Below are 19611 nucleotides of genomic sequence, written 5' to 3'. Positions count from 1 at the left end.
TGCCCCCAGAACAATGACGTCGACGCCGGATCTTAACTCCCGGCGCCGCGTCTTGGTCCTGCTTTCGGGTGGTTTCAGGGAACGCGTACGGCGGCGATTTGCGTCGCTTGCCCGATCAACCTGTTCTTTTCGTCCCAAAGTTCGGCGACCTCGTCCATCCGGTCGTCGCCGATCTCACCCGCGCGCATCCGCACCCGCACCGGTCCCGGCGCCGGGAGCCCGCGCAGATACGCGGTGAACTGGACCGTCGGCGCCCAGCCCGCGATGCCGAGGTCGTAGGAGATCGGCGGCACCGGGTCGAGTGCCACGAGCAGGCTCACCGGATCCCAGTCGGTACCGTCGGCGAGCCGCAGCCAGGACGAGATGATGCCTTTCCGGGACGGCTGTCCCACCGCGAACCCCGCCGAGGCCGGGTCGATCCGCTGCTCGACGACGTCCATCAGGCCGATGCGGAATCCGCCGCCGCCGTCGGCGGGCACGGGCAGGCAGTCCTGCTCCGGCGGGATCTCGACCGGGTCCACTCCGGACCACCAGGCGTCACTGTCGGTCAGGACGCCCTGGGTGATCAGGGCTTCGGTGCAGGGCTTGCCGTGCTGGCTCAGCCGTGCGCGCAACTGGGTGAGGCCGCGCCCTTCACGCAGCACCTCGACCTCGACGACGGCCGGGCCGGGTTCCGGCGCCACGGAGAACGAGCCGCTGATCGCGGTCAGGTGCGGATGCGAGGAGACCTCGGCGGCGGCTCGGCCGAGCACGGCCAGCAGATAGCCGCCGTGCAGCTTCGTCCCGATCGTCCACTGTGGATCGAGTTCGGTGTCGAACACCGGAAGCTCGTCCCGGCGGACGAGGGCGGTCGCGGTCTGGAAAGGCGCCATGGCTCAAGCTGACATCGTCAAGTTGACGGTGTCAAGTCAATGCTGGCAGCATCACGGCATGGGCGCGAAACGGACGAAGGCGCGGCCGGGTGAAGGGGAGAAGCTGCGGGACGAGATCCTGTGCGCCGCCGACGCCCTGCTCGGCGAGGCGGGGACCGACGAGGCGCTGACGCTGCGTGCCGTCGCGCGCCGGACCGGGGTCTCCACACCGTCGGTGTACGCCCACTTCCCGAGCCGAGACGCCCTGCTGGAGGCCGTCTGCCTGCGGGTGTGGGACGAACTCGCGCACCGGATGCGCGAACACGCCCTCGAAGTCGCCGACCCGATGCGCGCGCTCAGCCGGTGCGCGCGGGTGTACGCGCGGTTCGCGCTCGACCATCCGGTGCAGTACCGCGTGCTGCTGATGCGTCCCTCGGGCGGCTCGTCTCCCGGCGCGGTCGCCTGTTTCCGGTATCTCGCCGACGCGACGGCCACCTGCGTGCGGGCCGGGATCCTGCACGGCGAACCGGAGGTCCTCGCGATGGGCCTCTGGTCGGCGATGCACGGCTGCGTGAGCCTGCTGATCGCCCAGCCGGGTTTCGGCTGGCCGGAGGAACCCGAGGCGCTGATCGACACCGTCATCCGGATGGCCGGTCTCGGCACGGCGCTCGCCTGCCGCGTCCCGCGCGACGCCATTCCGCCGAGTGCCGCACTGGCGGAGGACCTCGACGGACTGACGGCGGGCTGGGCGGTGCGGGCGGGGCGGACTGGCTAGGCTCTGCGCATGCCCGAGACCCCGACCGCCGACGAGCGGCTCCAGGTGCTCGAAGCCATCACCGACACGTCCTTGGGGAAACTCGGTCAGGACAAGGTGATGGCGACGCTCCTCGCGCGCGTCCGCGAAGTACTGGGCGTCGACACCGCCACTGTGCTCCGGCTCGACCCGACGGCGCAGCAACTGCAGGCCATGGCCGCCTCCGGGATCGAGGAGGAGGTCTACCAGGACGTCCGGATCCCGGTGGGAGCCGGTTTCGCGGGCCGGGTGGCCGAGCATCGGCGACCGGTGATCATCGATCACGTGGACGCGACCACGGTGGTGAACGCGCTCCTGTGGGAGCGGGGGCTGCGCACCCTGCTCGGTGTGCCGATGCTGGCCGAAGACGAGCTGGTCGGTGTCCTGCACGTCGGGTCGGTGACGGACCGGGAGTTCTCCGAGACCGACGTCGAACTGCTGCGGCTGGTGGCCGCGCGGCTCGCGCTGGAGGTGCAGATCGAGGTCGCCGCCAGCGATCGCGCGGCCGCGGCGGCGCTCCAGCGGAGCCTGGTGCCCGCCCGGCTGCCCGACGTCCCCGGGATGAAGTTCGCCGCCCGGTACGTGCCCGGGACCGAACCCGGCGTCGGCGGTGATTGGTACGACCTGTTCCCGTTGCCGGACGACCGCCTCGGCATCGTGATGGGCGATGTCGCCGGGCACGGGCTCAACGCCGCGGTGATCATGGGGCGGCTGCGCAGCGCGCTTCGCGCTTACGCGCTCGAATCGGACGATCCGGCGGAAGTACTGTCCAAACTGGACCGGAAGGTTCAGCATTTCGAGCCTGGGGCGCTGGCCTCCGTCGTGTACGGGTCGGTGTCGGCTTCGCGGGAGAGCATCGCGATCTCGCTGGCCGGGCATCTGCCGCCGGTACTCGCGGTGCCCGGCGGGCCGTCGGTGTTCGTCGACGCTCCCGTCGATCCACCCATCGGTGTCACCGGGCCGGGGCGCCGAAGAGTGGAGATCGAGCTGCCACCCGGTGGTGTGCTCGCCTTCTACACCGACGGTCTGGTGGAGCGCCGGGACCAGCTGATCGACGTCGGCCTGCAGCGGCTCGCCGGTGTGGTCACCGCCGACTCGCCTTCGGTGGTGTGCGCGCGGGTGATGGCCACGCTCGTCGGCAACACGCCGGCGCAGGACGACATCGCCCTCCTCGTGGCGCGGTGCGAACCGAACTGAATCACCGGGCCGGGTGATTGGCGCGGAGGTTCACGGCCGCGAGTTCGACGGTCCTGGCGATCCGCCGCTCCCGGGTTTCCGGCTTCTTCGCCGTCAGGATCCACTCCAGGATCAGCCGTTTCGACGACGGCGGGAACTTCTCGAAATGGGTGCGGGCGGCCTCGTCGGCGTCGAGCCGGGCACGCAGGTCCTCGGGGACGCCGTCGCCGTCCGGCACGACCTGCCAGCGGCCCTTCTCCTTGGCGAGGTCGATCATCGCCTGCCCGCGTTCGGTCATCAGTCCCTCGGCGATCAGCCGGGCGGCCCGCTCGCGGTTGACCCGGCTCCACGAACTCCGGGGGTTGCGCGGAGTGAAGCGCAGGCGGGAACTCGTCGCGTCGTTCTTGCGGTGCAGCCCGTCGATCCAGCCGAAGCACAAAGCCTGTTCCATCGCCTCTTCGATCCGGACGCTGGGAACGCCGCTGCCCTTGTGGTGGATGACCAGCCAGACCTCCTTCGCGGTCCCGGCGTTCTCGGCCAGCCAAGCGCGCCACTCGGCGGGGGAAGCGGCGGTGAAGGTGGTCTCGTCCATGGCCGGGTTCCTTTCGTCGTAACGTCTGTGACCATCATCGGAAGCAAAGTGCTCACCAAGTGAGCGCTTTTTGGAGGGAGGTGGCCCCGGATGGAGATCTGGGTGAACCCGGCGTGTGCCAAATGCCGGTCCGCGGTGTCGATGCTGGACGAAGCGGGAACCGAGTACACCGTGCGGAAGTACCTCGAAGAGCCGCCGACGGTGAAGGAGCTGAAGGCCGTCCTCAAGCGGCTCGGCCTCGAGCCGTGGGACATCACCCGCACCGCCGAGCCGATTGCGAAGGAACTCGAACTGAAGACGTGGGGGCGCACCCCCGCCGACCGCGATCGGTGGATCGAGGCGCTGGCCACCCATCCGAAGCTGATCCAGCGGCCGATCATCACCGCCGACGACGGCACGACCGTGGTGGGGCGGACCCCGGAGGCCGTGCGGTCGGTGCTCCCGGGCTGACGGCCTCGTGAGTGGTAAGGACGGTTAGAATCGTCCTTACCACTCACGAGGGGTGAGCAGCACCAGCGTCAGGATCACGACGGCCGCACCCGCGAACACCGGTCGCAGCCCGAAGACCTCCGCGAGCAGCCCGGCCGCCGCGGCGCCCAGCGGTTTGGTGCCCCACGCGACGAGCCGGTGTCCGCTGGTGGCCCGCCCGAGCAGGTGGTCCGAGACGATCCGCTGCCGCAGCGAAACGACGATGACGTTCCACAGCATGACCCCGGCCCCGCCGAGGAAGAAGACCGCGCCGATCACGTACGGATTCGCGGTCACCGCCGGGATTCCGGCGAACGCGGCACCGGTGAGCAGGCTGAGTACCAAGGCGCGGGACCGGCCGAGCGCGAGTTCGATCCGCTCGGCCGCGAACGATCCCGCGAAACTGCCGAGGGCGATGGTGGCCAGCAGGAATCCGTAGGCCTGTTCGGACAGTCCCATCGCCGACGACGGGCCCACCGCGTAGAGCACGAAGAGCGTGAGCACCGCGCTCGTGGCGAAATTGAATCCGCCGACCATGATCGCCAGAATTCGGAGAATCCGGTTCTCCCACAGGAAACGTAGTCCTTCGACGAGGTCTTCGCGCACGCTTGCGCCACGAGTCCGTTCGACACGGAACGAACCCTGGACGAAGAAGAGCGCGGCGACCGCCATTATCCAGAGCGCCGAGGGTGCCGCGAAGGCGGCGAAAGCGCCCGCGGCGACAAGGAAGCCGCCCAATGGCGGCCCGGCGAACTCGTTGGCGGTGAGTTCGCCTGCGTAGAGGCGGCTGTTGGCCCGCGTCAGCAGATCGCGGCCGACGACCTGGGGGAGGATCGCCTGCGCGGCCGTGTCGTGGACCGTTTCGGCGATCCCGATTCCCAGCGCGACCACGTAGAGCAGCCAGATCGATCCGAGATCCAGTGCGATCGCCGCAGCCATCCCGGCGAGCAGGATCGCCCGGACCACGGTGGCGGCGAGCATCGCGCGGCGGCGATCGACGCGGTCGGTGAGCACCCCGGCGTGCAGGGCGAACACCAGCCACGGCAGGGACGACACGGTCGCCAGCCCCGCGATGAGCGCCGGCGACCGGGTGAACTGGACGGCCACTAGGCCGAGCGCGACCTTGACGATCCCGTCGGCCAGGTTCGACAGGCCCGATGCGCTCCACAGCCGCCAATAAGCGCTCCCCAGCGAGGTCATCGATTGAGGATCGCACATCGATTGAGAAAACTCCATCGATGTTTCTCTTCTCCATCGGTCGGCTACGCTGCGGTCATGGACGATCAGGTCGCCGCGAGGGTCGCGGACCGGCGGCGCGAGGCGACGGCGCGTGAGGCCAAGGCGCTCGGTCATCCCTTGCGGCTGCGGATCCTCCGGCTCTGCGGCGAGCGGGAACTGACCAACAAGGAACTCGCCGTCAGGCTGGACAAGGACCCCGGCACCGTGCTCTACCACGTGCGGCAGCTCACCGAGGCCGGACTGCTGGAGCAGGCCCCGGTGCGCACCGGGGCGAGTGGTGCGCTCGAGAAGCCCTACCGCAGCGCCGGCAAGTCCTGGTGGCTGGACGGGCCGCTGAACGGCGAGGACGAAGACATCCGATTCGGGCCGATCGAGGCCTTCCAGGACGAACTCCGCGAGGCGGGACCGGGTTCGGTGCGAGTGGTCGAGCGGTTCGCGCTGCACCTCTCGCCGGAAGAGGCCACCGAACTCGACAACCGCATCCTCGACATCCTCGACGAGTACGTGGCGACCGACCGGCAGCGGCTCGACAGGCCGCTGCTGAACGGGATCTTCCTGCTGCACCGCATGGCCGAGTGATCTGCGCTCGATCCCGGCCAAAGTACGTGAAGGCCCCCTTCATTGCGCCTAGCGCAGTGAAGGGGGCCTTCACGTACTTTCGGGAGACTCAGGTCAGCTTGCGGAAGAAGGCCCGGATGTCGCCCAGCAGCAGATCCGGCGCGTCCTGCGTCGCCCAGTGGCTGCCGCGATCGAATTCCTGCCAGGACACGATGTTCGCGTGGTCCCGGTCGGCGAAGCGACGCAGCGGCCGGAAGTCGTAGGCGAAACTCGCCAGTCCGGTCGGCGCGGTCGTCGGCTCGGCGGGGTGCTCGGTGTGCTTGTCCTCGTAGTAGAAGCGCGCCGCCGAGGCCGCGGTGTTCGTGAGCCAGTACAGCGTGGCGTTGGTGAGCACGTGGTCGTCACTCGTGGCCGAAAGCAGTTGCGCGCTCCACGCCAGCTGTCCGGTCGGCGAGTCGGCGAGCGCGTGCGCGAGGTTCTGCGGCGCGCTCTCCTGGAGTTTGGCGTAGCCGGACATGTCGTCGTTGAAGGACTGGAGGAACTGCATGTACTCCAGTTCCTTCTCGGTCATGCCCTCGAATTCCGCCGGGTCGCCGCTGGGGAAGGAGAACAGCTGCGTGACGTGCACGCCGATCACGTGCTCCGCGTCGACCCGGCCGACCTCGGGGGCGACGAACGAGCCGGCGTCGTTCCCGTGCGTGCCGTAGCGCTCGTAGCCCAGACGGCGCATCAGCTCGGCCCACGCCTGAGCCGTGCGGTACCGGTTCCAGCCCTTTTCGCGCGTCGGGCCGGAGAAGCCGAACCCGGGCAGCGACGGGATGACCACGTGGAAAGCGTCGGCCGCGTCGCTGGCCTTTAGACGCCCCCCGGCGGCAGACCGCGGGTCGGTCAGCTGGTCGATCAGGTCGAGGTACTCGAAGACCGAGTTCGGCCAGCCGTGGGTGAGGATCAGCGGCTTCGCGTCCGGCTCCGGCGAGCGGACGTGCAGGAAATGGATGTTCTGGCCGTCGATCTCGGTGGTGAACTGCGGGTACTCGTTGAGCTTCGCCTCCCACTTGCGCCAGTCGTAGCCCTCGCGCCAGTACGAGACGAGGCGCTGCACGTACTCCAGGGGCACGCCGTACTCCCAGCCCGGCGTGACCGGTCCGCGCTGCACTCCGTCGGTCACCTGATCGGCGGGCAGTTCGTTCGCCCAGCGGACGCGGGCCAGGCGGTCGGCCAGGTCGTCCAGTTCCGCCTGCGGGACGTCGACGCGGAAGGGCTTGATCTCACTGTTTTCGTTCATGGGACCAAGATAGGATTCCATTAGGAACATCTCGTTCCTAATGGAGGGGGATCCTGAAAAAATGTTGGAAACTTCGGCGCGACTACTCCGTTTGCTCTCCCTCTTGCAGACTCCCCGTGACTGGACCGGTACTGAACTGGCGGAACGCCTCCAGGTCAGCCCCCGGACGATCCGCAACGACATCGAGCGGCTGCGCGCGCTCGGCTATCCGGTGGACGCGACCCGGGGATCGGTCGGGGGCTACCGACTCGGGGCGGGCGCCGATCTGCCGCCGTTGCTGCTGGACGACGAGGAGGCCGTCGCCGTCGCGATCGGCCTGCGCACCGCGGCGGGCGGCACCATCGCGGGCGTGGAGGAGACGTCGTTGCGCGCGCTCGCCAAGCTGGAGCGGGTGCTCCCGTCCCGGCTGCGCCGCCGCGTGAACGCCTTGCAGGCGTACACGGTCCCGGTACCGAGGGACGAGCCCGGCCCGCGAGTCGCGGCCGAGACGCTCACCGTGCTGACGGCGTGCTGCCGGGACCGAGAGGTGCTGCGGTTCGGCTACCTGACCCACGACGGCTCGGAAAGCGTCCGCAAGGTCGAGCCGTATCGCCTGGTGAACTGGGGTCGCCGCTGGTATCTGGTGGCCTGGGACCTCGACCGCGGCGATTGGCGCACGTTCCGCGTCGACAGGCTGACGCCGCGCGTCCCCACCGGCCCGCGGTTCACCGCACGCGAACTGCCCGAGGACGTCACGGACCGGGTGCGGCGGGGCGTCTCGTCCGCCGCGTGGCGCTACCGGGCCGAGGTCACCGTGCACGCGTCCGCGGAGGAGGTGACCGCGCGGATCAACCCGGCCGTCGGAACGGTGGAGGCCGTCGACGCGAACACGTGCGTCCTGCACACCGGCGCGGACACCATCGAGACCTTGGCCGTCCACTTGGGACTGCTCAACCGCCCGTTCCGGGTGACCGAACCCCCGCAATTGGTCGCCTACTTGCGGGAGTTGGCCGACCGGTACCGCGACGCGACCCGCATTTAGTCCTCTGAATGCGGGAGAGAGGCGGGGAGGAGGCGTCGCGAAAGCCACTTTCGCGACCCTAGACGTCCCGAAAGTGGCTTTCGCGACACGTTGCCGGGGGCTGGGGGAGGGCCCCGCCGGGCGCGCGACGCGACCCGCAAGTGGTCGACCAAATGCGGGGGTCAGCGGGCGAAGGTGGTCAGGAAGCGGTCCCGGAACGTGTCCATCCGCCACACCGGCGCGTTCCGGTCTGGGTTCAGGCCGTCCTGCCAGCTCCAGCCGGCGATCTTGTCGAGGACCGCCTTGTCCCGCGTGACCACCGTGATCGGGACGTCGTGATCCGCGCCCGCGCCGGCGACGATCGGGTTCGGCTGATGATCGCCGAGGAACACGAGTACGAGGTCGTCGCCCCCGTAGGTCTCCACGTACGAGATGAGCGAGTTCAGCGAATAGGCGATCGAGTCGCCGTACGCGTCGCGCACCTTGGCCGGGTCGGTGAAGACCTCCTCGGGCGTCTTCCCTTGCGAAGGCATGGGATCGTAGATCGACCCGCCTCCGACGTCCTTCCAGTCGACCGTGCGGGGGAGTGGCGTCCACGGCCAGTGACTGGTGACGAGGTCGATCTCCGCCATCAGCGGCGGCCGGTCCGGCCTCGCGCGTTCGGCGCGTTGGAAAGCCGAAAGCGTGAACTGGTCCGGCATCGTGGCGTAGGAGAACGGCGGTCCGCGATACCCGATGGTGCGTGAGTCGTAGTAGCGGTCGTAGCCGTAGACCTTGCCTTCCGGCCAGTCCTCGGTATGCGCCGGGACGACGCCGACCGTCTCCCAGCCCGCTCGTTTGAACGCACTCCCGAGGGTGAACCGGTCGGTCTTCACGAAGTCGTCGTAGCGGTGCTGGCTGTCGACCCAGACCCCGGACTGGAACGTCGAGTGCGCCAGCCAGCTGCCCGCGCTCGTCGTCGGCGAGGTCAGGAACGCGCTGCGTGAGCCGTATCCGGCGCTCTTCAGCCGCGCGGTCCCGGCGTCGAGCACCGCGTCGACCTTCGGCGCGATGTCCGAGTCCTGGACGGCCACCCGCCCGTAGCTTTCGACGAAGGTGAACAGCACGTCCTTACCGCGCAACGCGTTCAGCAGCCCGGAAGCCGGAGTGCCACGGAAGGCGTCGACGGCGATTTCTTCGGCGAAGGCCTCTCTGTCCCGGATACCGGCGCGCACCTGGCGGAGGTCGTCGTAGGCGAAAGCGACCGCGCTGCGCGACGCGAACGGCTGTCCCGGGACGAGTTGCGCGCCGGAAACCGCGCACACCATCCAGAGCACGCTGAGCACGGCCGTCACCCGGGTCGACGCGGTGCGCCGTCCGGCCACCACCCGGCTCAATCGCAGGACGGCCAGCGCCATCAGCACGATCACGGCCACGGCCAGCAGCGTCAGCCCGGCGAACGACGCGAGCGCGCCGGCCCGGCCGATCGACGTGGCGAGCAGGTCGACACCGTTGCCGAGCACGCCCCAGTCGAACACCGGGTTGAACCGCCGGTCCAGCGCGAGCCCGAATCCGATGTCGATGGCCTTGAGCACGGTCAGGAGCCCGAGGAGCGCGCCTGCCGACACCGCGACGACGCGTCGTGCGCCGTCGCGCAGCAGGAGCACGACCGCCACCCCGAGCAGCGCCTCCACCGGCAGCCGCACGAACGCCTCCGGCGTCAGCCCGTCGAGGTCGTCCGGCGCGAGCAAGGCGAACAGCACGAGCACCGCCGACGCGGTCGTCGCCGCGCTGGACGCGATTTCGCGGGCTGTCGTCCGGTCGCCGGGCAGGCCGGCCAGGGCGGGACGCGGGAAAACCGACAAGGCGGGTTCCTTCCGGGGTGGAGTGCCTTCATCGGGTTACACGGACGAGGGGCCCCGGCGGTTCAGCCCGAGCGCCACGTGCGCAGCGCCCACCACCAGCTGACGGTGTGCCGCACATGCGCTCCGCCGTCTTCCTCCGGCGGGTCGAGCGACGTTCCGGTGATCTCGCCGAGCCGGGAAAGCCGGTACCGGACGGTGTTCGCGTGGACGTGCAGCGCCGCGGCCGTCTGGTCGAGCCGCCGCCCGTGATCGAGGTAGGCCAGCGCGGTCGAGACGAGTTGCTCATGGAACGGATCGCCTGGCGTCAGCGCGTTCAGCAAGGTGCCTTCGAGCAGTGCGGCGAGCCCGGGCTGGGCGGCGAGCGCGGTTTCCACGGCCAGATCGGCCACCGCGTGCAGGCCGCGGGATCGCGCGGCCGTCGGCAGGGCCATCACGCACAGGGCGTACGTGCCGCGGACTTCGGCGAGCGGCACGGCGGGGGAGGCCACCATGAGCACGTCGTCCCCGAGCGCCGACGGAGTGGGGAGCCGCGGCGCCAGCCCGGCCAACCGCCCTTCGACCAGGCCGAAGACGCCACCCGTCGCGCCGAGCCGTCGCTCGACGACCCGTGCCTGGTACGGATCGCCGACGTCGGAGAGAAGGCAGTGGTAGCGCCCGCCCGGGTTCAGCCCGGCGTTCGCGACCTCCTCGGCCGACGGCGCCGCCGCGTCGCCGCCCAGCAACCGCCGCAGCACCCGGGCACGGCTGTCGTGCGCCGTGCGGGCGAGTTCGAGTTCGGCTTCGTGATATCCGGCGATGACCTGGCGTTCGAGCGCGCGGGTGTTCCGGTCGAAGTCGACCAGCGCCGCCAGCATGACGTCGTCCGGCACCCCGGCCGCCTTGCCGCGTCCGACGGCGATCTCCACCGCGCGGCTGCGGCCCGCCTGCACCCCGCGCAGCAGCGCGGCGAGCGGCACGCCCTGCGCGGCCCGGTCCGCGCCAAGGTCGGCGGCCGCCGCGTAGTCCTGCTCCCCGGCGCCACCCGGCCGGTCGAACGAGGCGAGCCCGGCCGCGAGCACGATCGCGACGTGCCGCCGGTTCTCGTCCACCGGCAGCCGCGCGACTTCGGGCGATTCCGTACGGGCGGCCCGGACCACTTCGTCGACGACCTCGGCGTCGGCCGCCATCTCGGCCAGCAGGTCGTGGAGCGACCGGTGCGCCATCGCCACCGCCTTCCCGCGCGGATTGTGCCCGGTGCACAACGAAGCCGGCGGTCGTTGGCGACCGTCCCCTACCGAGGGTGTCCGGCCGGTTGGTTTCCTGTGAGCTACCGAAAGGTAACAGGCCCTCGCCGAAAGGTGCGCCCGATGCGGAAACGCCGGTTGCTGAACACCGTCCTCGTGACCTGCCTGGCCGCGGCACTGGGCTCGGTGCCCGCCGCCGCGGCGGACGACAGCCTGCGCCAAGTCCTCTTCGTCGGCAACAACTGGGAGGGGACGGCGGACATCATCGCGCCCGCCGGCGACTACGCGAAGATCGCGCGCGTGAACATGGTGCCGGACAAGGACGAACGGCTCACCGAGATCTACCTGAACCCGATCAAGCTCGCGTTCTTCCTCGGCATCCGCAACGGTGTCGGCGAGGGGCACGACCAGCTCGTCGACGACCTCTACACGACCCCGGACGGCCGCGCGGTCGTCGCGTCCCGCCCGAGCTTCGCCGACGTCGTGTCGATCGACCTCGCCACCGGCCGGGTCAACTGGCGGTTCCCGGTGTCGGGTTTCCGCTCAGACCACATGGCGGTTTCGCCGGACGGGCGCAGCATCGCGGTGTCGGCCTCGACGTCGAACACCGTCCACGTGCTCGACATCGAGACCGGACGGCAGCTCGGCTCGTTCAAGACCGGCGACAAACCGCACGAGAACACCTACACCGACGGCGGCCGGTACCTCTGGAACAGCTCGATCGGCGAGGTGAACACCGCGCTCGACGCGCCGTGGCAGGACTTCACCAAGGGCGACCGGAAGCTCACCGTGGTCGACGCGGCCACCTTCCAGCAGGTCAAGGTGATCGACATGCGCCCCCGCCTGGACGCCTTCGGCCGCAAGGACCTCTCCGACTCGGTCCGGCCGGTGGCCTTCACCCCGGACGAGTCGAAGCTGTACTTCCAGGTGTCCTTCTTCAACGGTCTCCTCGAATACGACGTCGCCGCTGACCGGATCACGCGGTCGAAGACGCTGCCGAAGAACCCGGGCACCAGCGAGGACCGCACCACCTGGGTCAACGACTCGCGCCACCACGGGCTCTCGATGAGTCCGGCGGGCGACAAGCTCTGCGTCGCCGGGACGATGGACGACTACGCGACCATCGTGGACCGGGCGAGCCTGCGGGAAGGACCGCTCGTGCCCGCCGCGAAGCCGTACTGGGCGACCGTGAGCGGTGACGGAAAGCATTGCGTCATCTCGGAAAGCGGCTCGGACCAGGTGACCGCGATCGACTTCGCGACCGGTGCGAAGGTCAAGTCCGTGCCCGTCGGCGACCACCCGCAGCGCATCCGGATCGGCCACGTGCGCACCGGTAGTCTGCGCGGGTGAGCGAAGAGATCTGGGCGGCCCTCGGTGCGACATCCCTCGAAGAGGTGCGGCGGCGTGCCGCGGTGATCGACGCGGTCACCGAGATCACGCCGGTCGAGGTGGACGGCGCGGAGCGGTTCGCCTGGAACGACTGCGGCGGGCAGTCGGCCGTCTGGTACTTCACGCCGGACAAGCAGGCGCTGCTGCTGACCTTCGACCACGAGTCGGACTTGAACCTATACGCCGAAGAGGACTATTCGGCGCAGGAGGCGCTCTACGGCGGCGTTCCCGAAGACCTCGTCGCGCTGGTGCGGAACCGCCCCGAGAACTACGAGTCGCTGAACCTCGTCGACGCGGAGACGGGAGCGTCGATCCACTACGCCGGTGGCGTGTTCTGGTTCGACGGCGAGCGGTGGGCGCAGGCCGAAGGCTTCCTGGAGCACTGCCGCCGGGAAGAGCTGGACCCGCTGAGCGAGTCGGGGTTCACCTACTGCGTCGGCCACTACCTGTTCGGCGAGGAGTTCACCCCCGAGGCGATCGTCGAGGAGCGGGCCGCCGACGGCTGGTACGAAGACGACGACGCGGAGCGAGCCGAGGCGCTGGCCGAGATCAGGGAGATCTTCGCGCGGCTCGGCTGAGGAGTCCGCTCAGCGCACGATCTTGGCTCCGTTGTGGCACCGTTCCGGGCATGAGCCTTCGTCTGGGTCCGTTGCTGAGACACGTCGACGAGACGTCGGCGACGGTGTGGGTCGAGACCACCACCGCGAGTGAGGTCGAGGTACTCGGCACGACCGCGAGGACGTTCGAGATCAAGGGCCACCACTACGCCCTGCTGGTGCTGACCGGTCTCGAGCCCGGCTCGTGCGTCGAATACGAAGTGCGCGTGGACGGCGAAAAGGTGTGGCCTCTCGCCGATTCCGGGTTCCCGCCGAGCCGGATCCGGACGCTGCCCGAGCAGGAGTCGCGGGTCCGGCTCGTGTTCGGCTCGTGCCGCAAACCGCACGAAGGAACGGCCTTCGGCCCGGACGCGCTGGCCGCGTACGCCCACCGGATGGCGGCGGGCGAGGAAACCGAATGGCCGCAGGCGCTGCTGATGCTGGGAGACCAGGTCTACGCCGACGAGACCACCGACGAGACCCAGGAGTGGCTGTCCCGGCGCCGCGACATCTCCGAGCCGCCGGGCACGGAGGTGAAGGATTTCGAGGAATACACCCACCTCTACCTCGAAGCCTGGGGTGAGCCGTCGATCCGGTGGCTGCTCTCCACCGTGCCCACGTCGATGATCTTCGACGACCACGACGTCCGCGACGACTGGAACACCTCCCACTCGTGGCGGGAGCGGATGCGCGCGCAGCCGTGGTGGCGGGAGCGCCTGCGCGGGGCGATCATGTCGTACTGGGTCTACCAGCACCTCGGGAATCTCGGCCCCGCCGAACTCGCCGAGGACCCGACCTTCCAGAAGGCCCTCGCCTCCGGCGGGGACAACGCCGGCTTGCTCGTCGCGTTCGCCGACGAGGCCGACGACGACCGTGACGGCACCAAGGGCGCGCGATGGAGCTATCGCCGCGACTTCGGCGGAGTGCGGCTGCTGGTCATCGACAGCCGGGCGGGCCGGATCCTGGCAGGCGGTGCCCGGTCCATGGTCGACGACGACGAGTTCGACTGGATCGAGGACAACGCCGCCGACGCCTGCGACCACCTGCTCATCGGCTCCTCGCTGCCGTGGCTGCTGCCGCCGGTGATCTCCCACCTCCAGTCGCTCAACGAACGGGCCTGCGCGCGCCCCGGATGGCGGGGGAGGCTCGCGGAGAAGATCCGCCAAGCCGCGGACCTCGAACACTGGGCGTCGTTCCGGGCGTCGTTCGATCGGCTGTCCGCGATGATCGCCAGGGAGGGGCGGCGGGAGAATCCGCCCGCCACCATCTCGGTGCTCTCGGGCGACGTCCATCACGCCTACATCGCCGAGGCGCGTTATCCGGAGCCGGTGACTTCGACGGTCTTCCAGCTCACCTGTTCCCCGGTCCACAACGCCATGCCGCGCCCGCTCCGGCTGGCGTTCGCCGCCACCTGGTCGGCCCCGGTGGCGGCGATCGCGCGCCGCTGGGCCCGTCGCGGCGGCGTCGCACCCGATCCGCTGACCTGGTCCAAGGTGTCCGGGCCGCATTTCGGCAACGTCATCGCCACGGTCGAGACCGAGGGCCGGTCCGCCATCACGACGATCGAACAGGCCACCGGCGACGGCCTGACCGAGGTGGCCAGGCAGAGGCTGGCCTGACCCGGTCCCGCGCTCGGTAATATCGCCGCGTGACAACCTCTGCCGAAACACTCGAGTTCCAGTCGGAGGCACGTCAGCTGCTCCAGCTGATGATCCACTCGATCTACTCGAACAAGGACACCTTCCTGCGGGAACTGGTGTCCAACGCCTCCGACGCACTGGACAAACTCCGCCTCGAAGCGTTCCGCGACAAGGACCTCCAGGCGGACACCGACGATCTCCACATCGAGATCGCGACCGACCCCGAAAACCGCACCCTCACCGTGCGGGACAACGGAATCGGGATGAGCCGGGACGACGTCGTGGCGCTGATCGGCACGATCGCGAAATCCGGCACCGCCGAATTCCTGAAGAAACTGAAGGAGACCAAGGATTCCGCGGCTTCGCAGGACCTGATCGGCCAATTCGGCATCGGCTTCTACGCCAGCTTCATGGTGGCCGACAAGGTCACGCTGCTGACCCGCCGCGCCGGATCGGACGAGGGCGTCCGCTGGGAGTCCGAGGGCGAGGGCACGTACACCATCGAGACGGTGCCGGACCTGCCGCAGGGCACGTCGGTCGTCCTGCACCTCAAGCCCGAGGACACCGAAGACCAGCTCTTCGACTACACCTCGGCCACGAAGATCAAGCAGATCGTCAAGAAGTACTCGGACTTCATCACCTGGCCCATCCGGATGACCGAAGGCGATGAGGTCGTCACGGTCAACTCGATGAAGGCGCTGTGGGCCCGGTCCTCCAGCGACGTCACCGAAGCCGAGTACAACGAGTTCTACAAGCACGTCGCGCACGACTGGAACGACCCGCTGGAGACGATCCGGCTCCAGGCCGAGGGCACGTTCGAGTACCAGGCGCTGCTGTTCCTGCCCGGCCACGCGCCGCTCGACCTGTTCATGCGGGAGCGCAAACGCGGCGTCCAGCTGTACGTGAAGCGCGTCTTCATCATGGACGACTGCGAAGCGCTGATGCCGGAGTACCTGCGCTTCGTGAAGGGTGTCGTCGACGCCCAGGACCTTTCGCTCAACGTCTCGCGGGAGATCCTGCAGCAGGACCGGCAGATCCAGCTGATCCGCCGTCGCCTGGTCAAGAAGGTCCTCTCGACGGTCAAGACCCTGATGGCCGACGAGAACCGCTACAAGTACGAGACGTTCTGGAAGGAGTTCGGCCGCGCCGTCAAGGAAGGCCTGCTGGACGACCACGAGAACCGCACCGCGATCCTCGACATCTGCTCGTTCGCCTCGACCAACGATCCGGAGAAACTCACGTCGCTGCGTGAGTACGTCGAGCGGATGAAGGACGGCCAGGAGCACATCTACTACCTGACCGGCGAGTCGCGGCAGAGCATCGAGAACTCCCCGCATCTGGAAGCGTTCCAGGCCAAGGGTTACGAGGTGCTCGTGCTCACCGACCCGATCGACGAGATGTGGGTCGACGCGGTCCCGGGCTTCGAGGAGAAGCAGTTCCAGTCGGTCGCCAAGGGCGAGGTCGAACTCGACTCCGACACCACCGACGAGCAGAAGGAAGAGTTCTCCGGGCTGCTGACCTGGCTCACCAAGACCCTTTCCGACCAGGTCAAGGAGGTCCGGCTCTCGTCGCGGCTCACGACGTCGCCCGCCTGCATCGTCGGCGACACGAACGACGTCACCCCGACGCTGGAGAAGATGTACCGCGCGATGGGCCAGGAAATGCCGCAGATCAAGCGGATCCTGGAACTCAACCCTGGCCACCCGCTGGTCTCCGGGCTGCGGGACGCCTTCACTTCGCAGGGTGAGAACGACGGGCTCGCCGAGACCGCCGAACTGCTGTACGGCATGGCTTTGCTCGCCGAAGGCGGCGAACTGGGCGACCCCGCCCGCTTCACGAAGCTGCTGGCCACGCACCTGCAGAAGACCCTGTAGTTCCGTGAAGGCCTCCTTGAGGGACCCAGAGTCCCTCAAGGAGGCCTTCACGGACTGCTATGGCCGGGTCTTCCAGAGCACCAGCACGAAGTACGGCGTCCCGACCATCGCGATGACCAGGCCCGCCGGGATCTGGGCCGGCGCGATGACCGTCCGCCCGAGGGTGTCCGCGACGCTCACCAGCAGCGCCCCGAGCGCCGCGGCCACCGGGATCACCCGGCCGTGCCGTCCGCCGACGAGCGAACGCGCCAGATGCGGCGCGACCAGCCCGACGAACGCGACCACGCCGATGGCGGACACGGCGGTGGCCGCCAGGATCCCGGAGGCGGCCAGCACGATCAGCCGCGACCGTTCGACGCGCATCCCGAGCACACGCGGGGTGTCCTCGTCGAGGGCGTGCAGATCCAGTTCGCGGTGCTTGATCCACAACAACGGCGTCAACGCGAGGAGCGCCAGCGCCACCGGCGCGACCTGTTCCAGCGTGCGGCCGTAGGTCGACCCCGAAAGCCAGGTCAGCGCCTTGGCCGAGTTCCACGGGTCGGAGACCACGATCAGCAGCGTGATCAGCGCCATCCCGGCCGACCAGACCGCGATGCCGATGATCACCAGCCGGTCCGAATCCAGCCCCGACCGCCAAGCCAGCCCGTAGACCAGCACGAACACGACGGCCGCGCCGACACCGGCGGCACCGGCGATCGACCAGGCGCCGACCGTGGGGACGATGGTGATCAGCGTGATCGCGCCGAGCCCGGCCCCGGCGGTGATGCCGAGGAGCCCCGGTTCGGCGAGCGGGTTGCGGCTGACCGACTGGATCCCGCAACCCGAGACCGCCAGCGCGGCCCCGGCGAGCAGCGCGGCCAGCACCCGCGGAAGTCGCTGGTCCAGCACGAAGGTCAGCGCGGTGCCGGTGTTGCCGGTGACCCAGTTCGCGAGATCGCCGAGCAGCACCATGCGGTCGCCCAGCATCAGGCCCACCAGCGGGACGACGGCGAGCAGCGCCACCAGTACGACGGAAATGGCCACGAGGCGCCGGGTCGATCCGGCGACGCCGACCCGCCCGGCCGGAGCCGGACGACGTGAGCCGCTGCCCCGCCCGCGCCGCGCCAGCCACACCATCACGACGGCGCCGACGATCGTGGTCACCACCCCGGTCGGCACCCGCACGGCGGCGGCCGAACCCATGATCGCCCGCAGGACGACGTCGGCGCCGAGCACCGTCACCACGCCGACCAGCCCGGAGACCGGCAGCAGTGCGCGGTGCTTGGCGATCGGCAGCAGCAGCCGCGTGATCACCGGCGCGCTCAGCCCGACGAACCCGACCGGTCCGGCGACGGTCACCGCCGCCGCGGTCAGCGCGACGGTCAGCACGACCGCGCCGACCCTGGTCCGGCGCACCCGCAGGCCGAGCACGGTCGCGTTGTCGTCGCCGAGGGCGAGGACGTCGAGTTTGCGGCCCATCGCGATGAGCGCCGCCACGGCGAGCACCACGACCGGTGTCATCTGGGCGGTCGCCCGCAGATCGGAGACGGTGAGCGAACCACTGCCCCAGGCGAACAGCCCGGACGTCTCCTGCTCGAACATGAGCAGCATCAGGATGGTCACCGATTGGAGCGCCAGCAACACGGCCGAGCCGACGAGCACCAGCCGCGGGCTCGCCGAGCCGCCGCCAGCCAGTCCCAGCACGATGACCGCCGCGGCGAGCCCGCCCGCGAACGCCGCCCCGCCCACCGGCACGAGCGGCAGCGAAAGCCCGAACGCGGAAATGGCCACCACGGCGAAATGCGCGCCCGCGTTGACCGCGAGCGTGTCGGGCGAGGCGAGCGGATTCCGCGCGACGGACTGCATTCCCGCGCCCGCGACGCCGAGCGCGACCCCAAGCAGCAACGCGGCGAGCAGCCGGGGGACGCGCGAACCCTCGAGTACCGCGAGGGTCTGCGCGTCGCCCTGGCCGAAGATCGCCTTCACCACGTCCAGCGGACCGGACGTCGAGGTGCCCTGGGTCAGGTGGACACCGGCGAGGACGACGATGAGCACCACCAGCCCCGCCGACACCACCGCGGTGCGCACGGCTTGCGGCGCACGCAGTTCCTTGATCATCAGGCGGTGATGGCCTTCACGATCTGGTCGGCGGTCATGATGACCGACTTCGGCCCGCCGAAGGTCCACGTGCCGGCCTCCAGCTTGTGGATCTTCTTCGAGACCACGAACGGCAGCCGCTGGTAGACGGCGTTCTGCGCGAGCCCGGTGGTGAAGACGTCCTCTTCGGCCGCGCTGTAGAACAGCACGGTCTTCGGGTCGGTGAGCGTGGTCAGGCCCTCGACGTCGGTCTGGCCGAGACCCCACTGCGGGTCGACCTTGCCGGTCCACGCGTTCTTCAGGCCGACCGCCTCGGCGGTGTCGGAGACCAGCGAGCCCTTGCCGAACGGGCGGATGCTGACGGTGCTGCCTTCGAGGTAGCCGTCGGCCATCAGGAACGGGGTGCCCGCGGCGCCCTTGGCCTCGACGGCCTTCTTGCCCTCGGCGAGTTTGGCGTCCATTTCGGACAGTTGCTTGTCCGCTTCGGACTCCTTGCCGACCGTCTTCGCGATCAGCTTGAAGTCCTCGCGCAGGCGGTCGAAGTTGCGGCTCGCGTCGCTGGCCTTGGTGACCACGACCGGCACGTACTTCTCGATCTGCGGCACCAGCGTCGAGTCGCGCTCCTCGGCCATGATGACGACGTCGGGGTTCAGCCCGACGATCGCGTCGACACTGGGCTCGTTGCGCTTGCCGACGTCCTTGACCTCGGCGGTCAGCGGGGCGGCCTTGTCCCAGACGTTGTAGCCCGCGACGTCCGCGGCGCCGACCGGCATGACCCCGAGCGACGCGACCATCTCGGCCTCGCCCCACTCGAGCGCGACGACCCGCTTGGCCGGGGCCTTGAGGTTGACGGCCTTCCCGCGTGCGTCGGTCACCGTGACCGGTCCGCTCGCGGCGGCGGTGTCGCTCGGCGCTGCCGCGGTGTTCTCGGTGGTGCCGCAGGCGGACAGCAGCAGGGCCGTCGCCGCGACAAGGGCGGCAGGGGTCAGCAAACGCATGGTTCTTCC

Annotated in this window: 17 protein-coding genes; 9 read left to right on the top strand and 8 right to left on the bottom strand. The window is 69.5% G+C overall.

From position 1 onward, the window contains the following. Positions 1-74: 74 nt before the first annotated feature. Positions 75-872 carry a thioesterase family protein gene (locus CVV72_RS22360; protein ID WP_219145663.1) on the bottom strand — a complete coding sequence of 266 codons (798 nt, stop codon included), beginning with the start codon at positions 870-872 and terminating at the stop codon, positions 75-77. Between the two features lie 58 nt (positions 873-930). Between CVV72_RS22360 and CVV72_RS22355 the strand changes: the two genes are divergently transcribed. Both CVV72_RS22355 and CVV72_RS22350 read left to right on the top strand, forming a co-directional pair. After that, positions 931-1626 (top strand): TetR/AcrR family transcriptional regulator, encoded by a 696-nt coding sequence (locus CVV72_RS22355; RefSeq protein WP_219145662.1) that lies wholly within the window; start codon positions 931-933, stop codon positions 1624-1626. Between the two features lie 9 nt (positions 1627-1635). Next, entirely contained in the window at positions 1636-2841 is a 1206-nt protein-coding gene (locus CVV72_RS22350; RefSeq protein WP_219145661.1) for a PP2C family protein-serine/threonine phosphatase, read from the top strand. A 1-nt stretch (position 2842) separates the two neighbouring features. Here the strand turns inward: CVV72_RS22350 and CVV72_RS22345 are convergent, their stop codons facing one another. After that, positions 2843-3412 carry a YdeI family protein gene (locus CVV72_RS22345; protein WP_219145660.1) on the bottom strand — a complete coding sequence of 190 codons (570 nt, stop codon included), beginning with the start codon at positions 3410-3412 and terminating at the stop codon, positions 2843-2845. Positions 3413-3502: 90 nt separating this feature from the next. Here CVV72_RS22345 and CVV72_RS22340 point away from each other — a divergent pair, with 90 nt between their 5' ends. After that, positions 3503-3862, top strand: a complete 360-nt coding sequence (locus tag CVV72_RS22340; protein ID WP_219145659.1) for an arsenate reductase family protein — start codon at positions 3503-3505, stop codon at positions 3860-3862. 36 nt (positions 3863-3898) lie between these two features. Here CVV72_RS22340 and CVV72_RS22335 read toward each other — a convergent pair whose 3' ends face one another. Next, positions 3899-5080 (bottom strand): MFS transporter, encoded by a 1182-nt coding sequence (locus CVV72_RS22335; RefSeq protein ID WP_255632216.1) that lies wholly within the window; start codon positions 5078-5080, stop codon positions 3899-3901. A gap of 75 nt (positions 5081-5155) precedes the next feature. On the opposite strand from CVV72_RS22335, the gene CVV72_RS22330 reads away from it, so the two are divergent. Continuing rightward, on the top strand, positions 5156-5698 hold the full coding sequence (locus CVV72_RS22330; RefSeq protein ID WP_219145657.1) for a transcriptional regulator: 543 nt from the start codon (positions 5156-5158) through the stop codon (positions 5696-5698). An 88-nt stretch (positions 5699-5786) separates the two neighbouring features. Here CVV72_RS22330 and CVV72_RS22325 read toward each other — a convergent pair whose 3' ends face one another. Then, entirely contained in the window at positions 5787-6962 is a 1176-nt protein-coding gene (locus tag CVV72_RS22325) for an epoxide hydrolase family protein (RefSeq protein WP_219145656.1), read from the bottom strand. A gap of 61 nt (positions 6963-7023) precedes the next feature. On the opposite strand from CVV72_RS22325, the gene CVV72_RS22320 reads away from it, so the two are divergent. Beyond that, positions 7024-7983, top strand: coding sequence for a YafY family protein (locus tag CVV72_RS22320; RefSeq protein WP_219145655.1), 960 nt, complete (start codon positions 7024-7026; stop codon positions 7981-7983). Between the two features lie 161 nt (positions 7984-8144). On the opposite strand, the gene CVV72_RS22315 is transcribed toward CVV72_RS22320, so the two are convergent. Together CVV72_RS22315 and CVV72_RS22310 are read right to left on the bottom strand one after the other, a co-directional pair. Then, entirely contained in the window at positions 8145-9806 is a 1662-nt protein-coding gene (locus CVV72_RS22315; RefSeq protein ID WP_219145654.1) for a sulfatase, read from the bottom strand. Between the two features lie 62 nt (positions 9807-9868). After that, positions 9869-11008, bottom strand: a complete 1140-nt coding sequence (locus tag CVV72_RS22310) for a CdaR family transcriptional regulator (protein ID WP_219145653.1) — start codon at positions 11006-11008, stop codon at positions 9869-9871. 144 nt (positions 11009-11152) lie between these two features. On the opposite strand from CVV72_RS22310, the gene CVV72_RS22305 reads away from it, so the two are divergent. The 4 genes from CVV72_RS22305 to htpG are packed head-to-tail and all read left to right on the top strand — an operon-like array spanning position 11153 to position 16528. After that, a complete protein-coding gene (locus CVV72_RS22305; RefSeq protein WP_219145652.1) occupies positions 11153-12379 on the top strand; it encodes a YncE family protein in 1227 nt (408 codons plus the stop codon). After that, positions 12376-12996: a hypothetical protein gene (locus CVV72_RS22300; protein WP_219145651.1), complete on the top strand. Its 621-nt coding sequence runs from the start codon at positions 12376-12378 to the stop codon at positions 12994-12996. The genes CVV72_RS22305 and CVV72_RS22300 overlap by 4 nt, the downstream gene beginning before the upstream one ends. A 50-nt stretch (positions 12997-13046) precedes the next feature. Continuing rightward, complete coding sequence (locus tag CVV72_RS22295) at positions 13047-14633, top strand: alkaline phosphatase D family protein (protein ID WP_219145650.1); 1587 nt, start codon at positions 13047-13049, stop codon at positions 14631-14633. Between the two features lie 29 nt (positions 14634-14662). Further along, complete coding sequence (gene htpG, locus CVV72_RS22290) at positions 14663-16528, top strand: molecular chaperone HtpG (protein WP_219145649.1); 1866 nt, start codon at positions 14663-14665, stop codon at positions 16526-16528. Between the two features lie 57 nt (positions 16529-16585). Here htpG and CVV72_RS22285 read toward each other — a convergent pair whose 3' ends face one another. Next, positions 16586-18625: an iron ABC transporter permease gene (locus tag CVV72_RS22285; protein ID WP_219145648.1), complete on the bottom strand. Its 2040-nt coding sequence runs from the start codon at positions 18623-18625 to the stop codon at positions 16586-16588. Then, a complete protein-coding gene (locus CVV72_RS22280; RefSeq protein WP_219145647.1) occupies positions 18625-19602 on the bottom strand; it encodes an iron-siderophore ABC transporter substrate-binding protein in 978 nt (325 codons plus the stop codon). The genes CVV72_RS22285 and CVV72_RS22280 overlap by 1 nt, the downstream gene beginning before the upstream one ends. Positions 19603-19611 lie beyond the last annotated feature (9 nt).

It is taken from the genome of Amycolatopsis sp. TNS106, from assembly GCF_019330265.1.
In the GTDB taxonomy this organism is placed as follows: domain Bacteria; phylum Actinomycetota; class Actinomycetes; order Mycobacteriales; family Pseudonocardiaceae; genus Amycolatopsis; species Amycolatopsis lurida.
Note: the sequence above shows the minus strand (reverse complement) of the source record. Positions and strands in the feature narration are given on the sequence as shown.

Excerpts from the sequence above, each read along its gene's own strand:
- CVV72_RS22355 (WP_219145662.1), top strand. The coding sequence starts at position 931 with ATGGGCGCGAAACGGACGAAGGCGCGGCCGGGTGAAGGGGAGAAGCTG.
- CVV72_RS22305 (WP_219145652.1), top strand. The coding sequence starts at position 11,153 with ATGCGGAAACGCCGGTTGCTGAACACCGTCCTCGTGACCTGCCTGGCC.
- CVV72_RS22350 (WP_219145661.1), top strand. The coding sequence starts at position 1,636 with ATGCCCGAGACCCCGACCGCCGACGAGCGGCTCCAGGTGCTCGAAGCC.
- CVV72_RS22325 (WP_219145656.1), bottom strand. The coding sequence starts at position 6,962 with ATGAACGAAAACAGTGAGATCAAGCCCTTCCGCGTCGACGTCCCGCAG.
- CVV72_RS22345 (WP_219145660.1), bottom strand. The coding sequence starts at position 3,412 with ATGGACGAGACCACCTTCACCGCCGCTTCCCCCGCCGAGTGGCGCGCT.
- CVV72_RS22285 (WP_219145648.1), bottom strand. The coding sequence starts at position 18,625 with ATGATCAAGGAACTGCGTGCGCCGCAAGCCGTGCGCACCGCGGTGGTG.
- CVV72_RS22280 (WP_219145647.1), bottom strand. The coding sequence starts at position 19,602 with ATGCGTTTGCTGACCCCTGCCGCCCTTGTCGCGGCGACGGCCCTGCTG.
- CVV72_RS22340 (WP_219145659.1), top strand. The coding sequence starts at position 3,503 with ATGGAGATCTGGGTGAACCCGGCGTGTGCCAAATGCCGGTCCGCGGTG.
- CVV72_RS22320 (WP_219145655.1), top strand. The coding sequence starts at position 7,024 with ATGTTGGAAACTTCGGCGCGACTACTCCGTTTGCTCTCCCTCTTGCAG.
- CVV72_RS22310 (WP_219145653.1), bottom strand. The coding sequence starts at position 11,008 with ATGGCGCACCGGTCGCTCCACGACCTGCTGGCCGAGATGGCGGCCGAC.
- CVV72_RS22360 (WP_219145663.1), bottom strand. The coding sequence starts at position 872 with ATGGCGCCTTTCCAGACCGCGACCGCCCTCGTCCGCCGGGACGAGCTT.
- CVV72_RS22330 (WP_219145657.1), top strand. The coding sequence starts at position 5,156 with ATGGACGATCAGGTCGCCGCGAGGGTCGCGGACCGGCGGCGCGAGGCG.
- CVV72_RS22335 (WP_255632216.1), bottom strand. The coding sequence starts at position 5,080 with ATGACCTCGCTGGGGAGCGCTTATTGGCGGCTGTGGAGCGCATCGGGC.
- CVV72_RS22295 (WP_219145650.1), top strand. The coding sequence starts at position 13,047 with ATGAGCCTTCGTCTGGGTCCGTTGCTGAGACACGTCGACGAGACGTCG.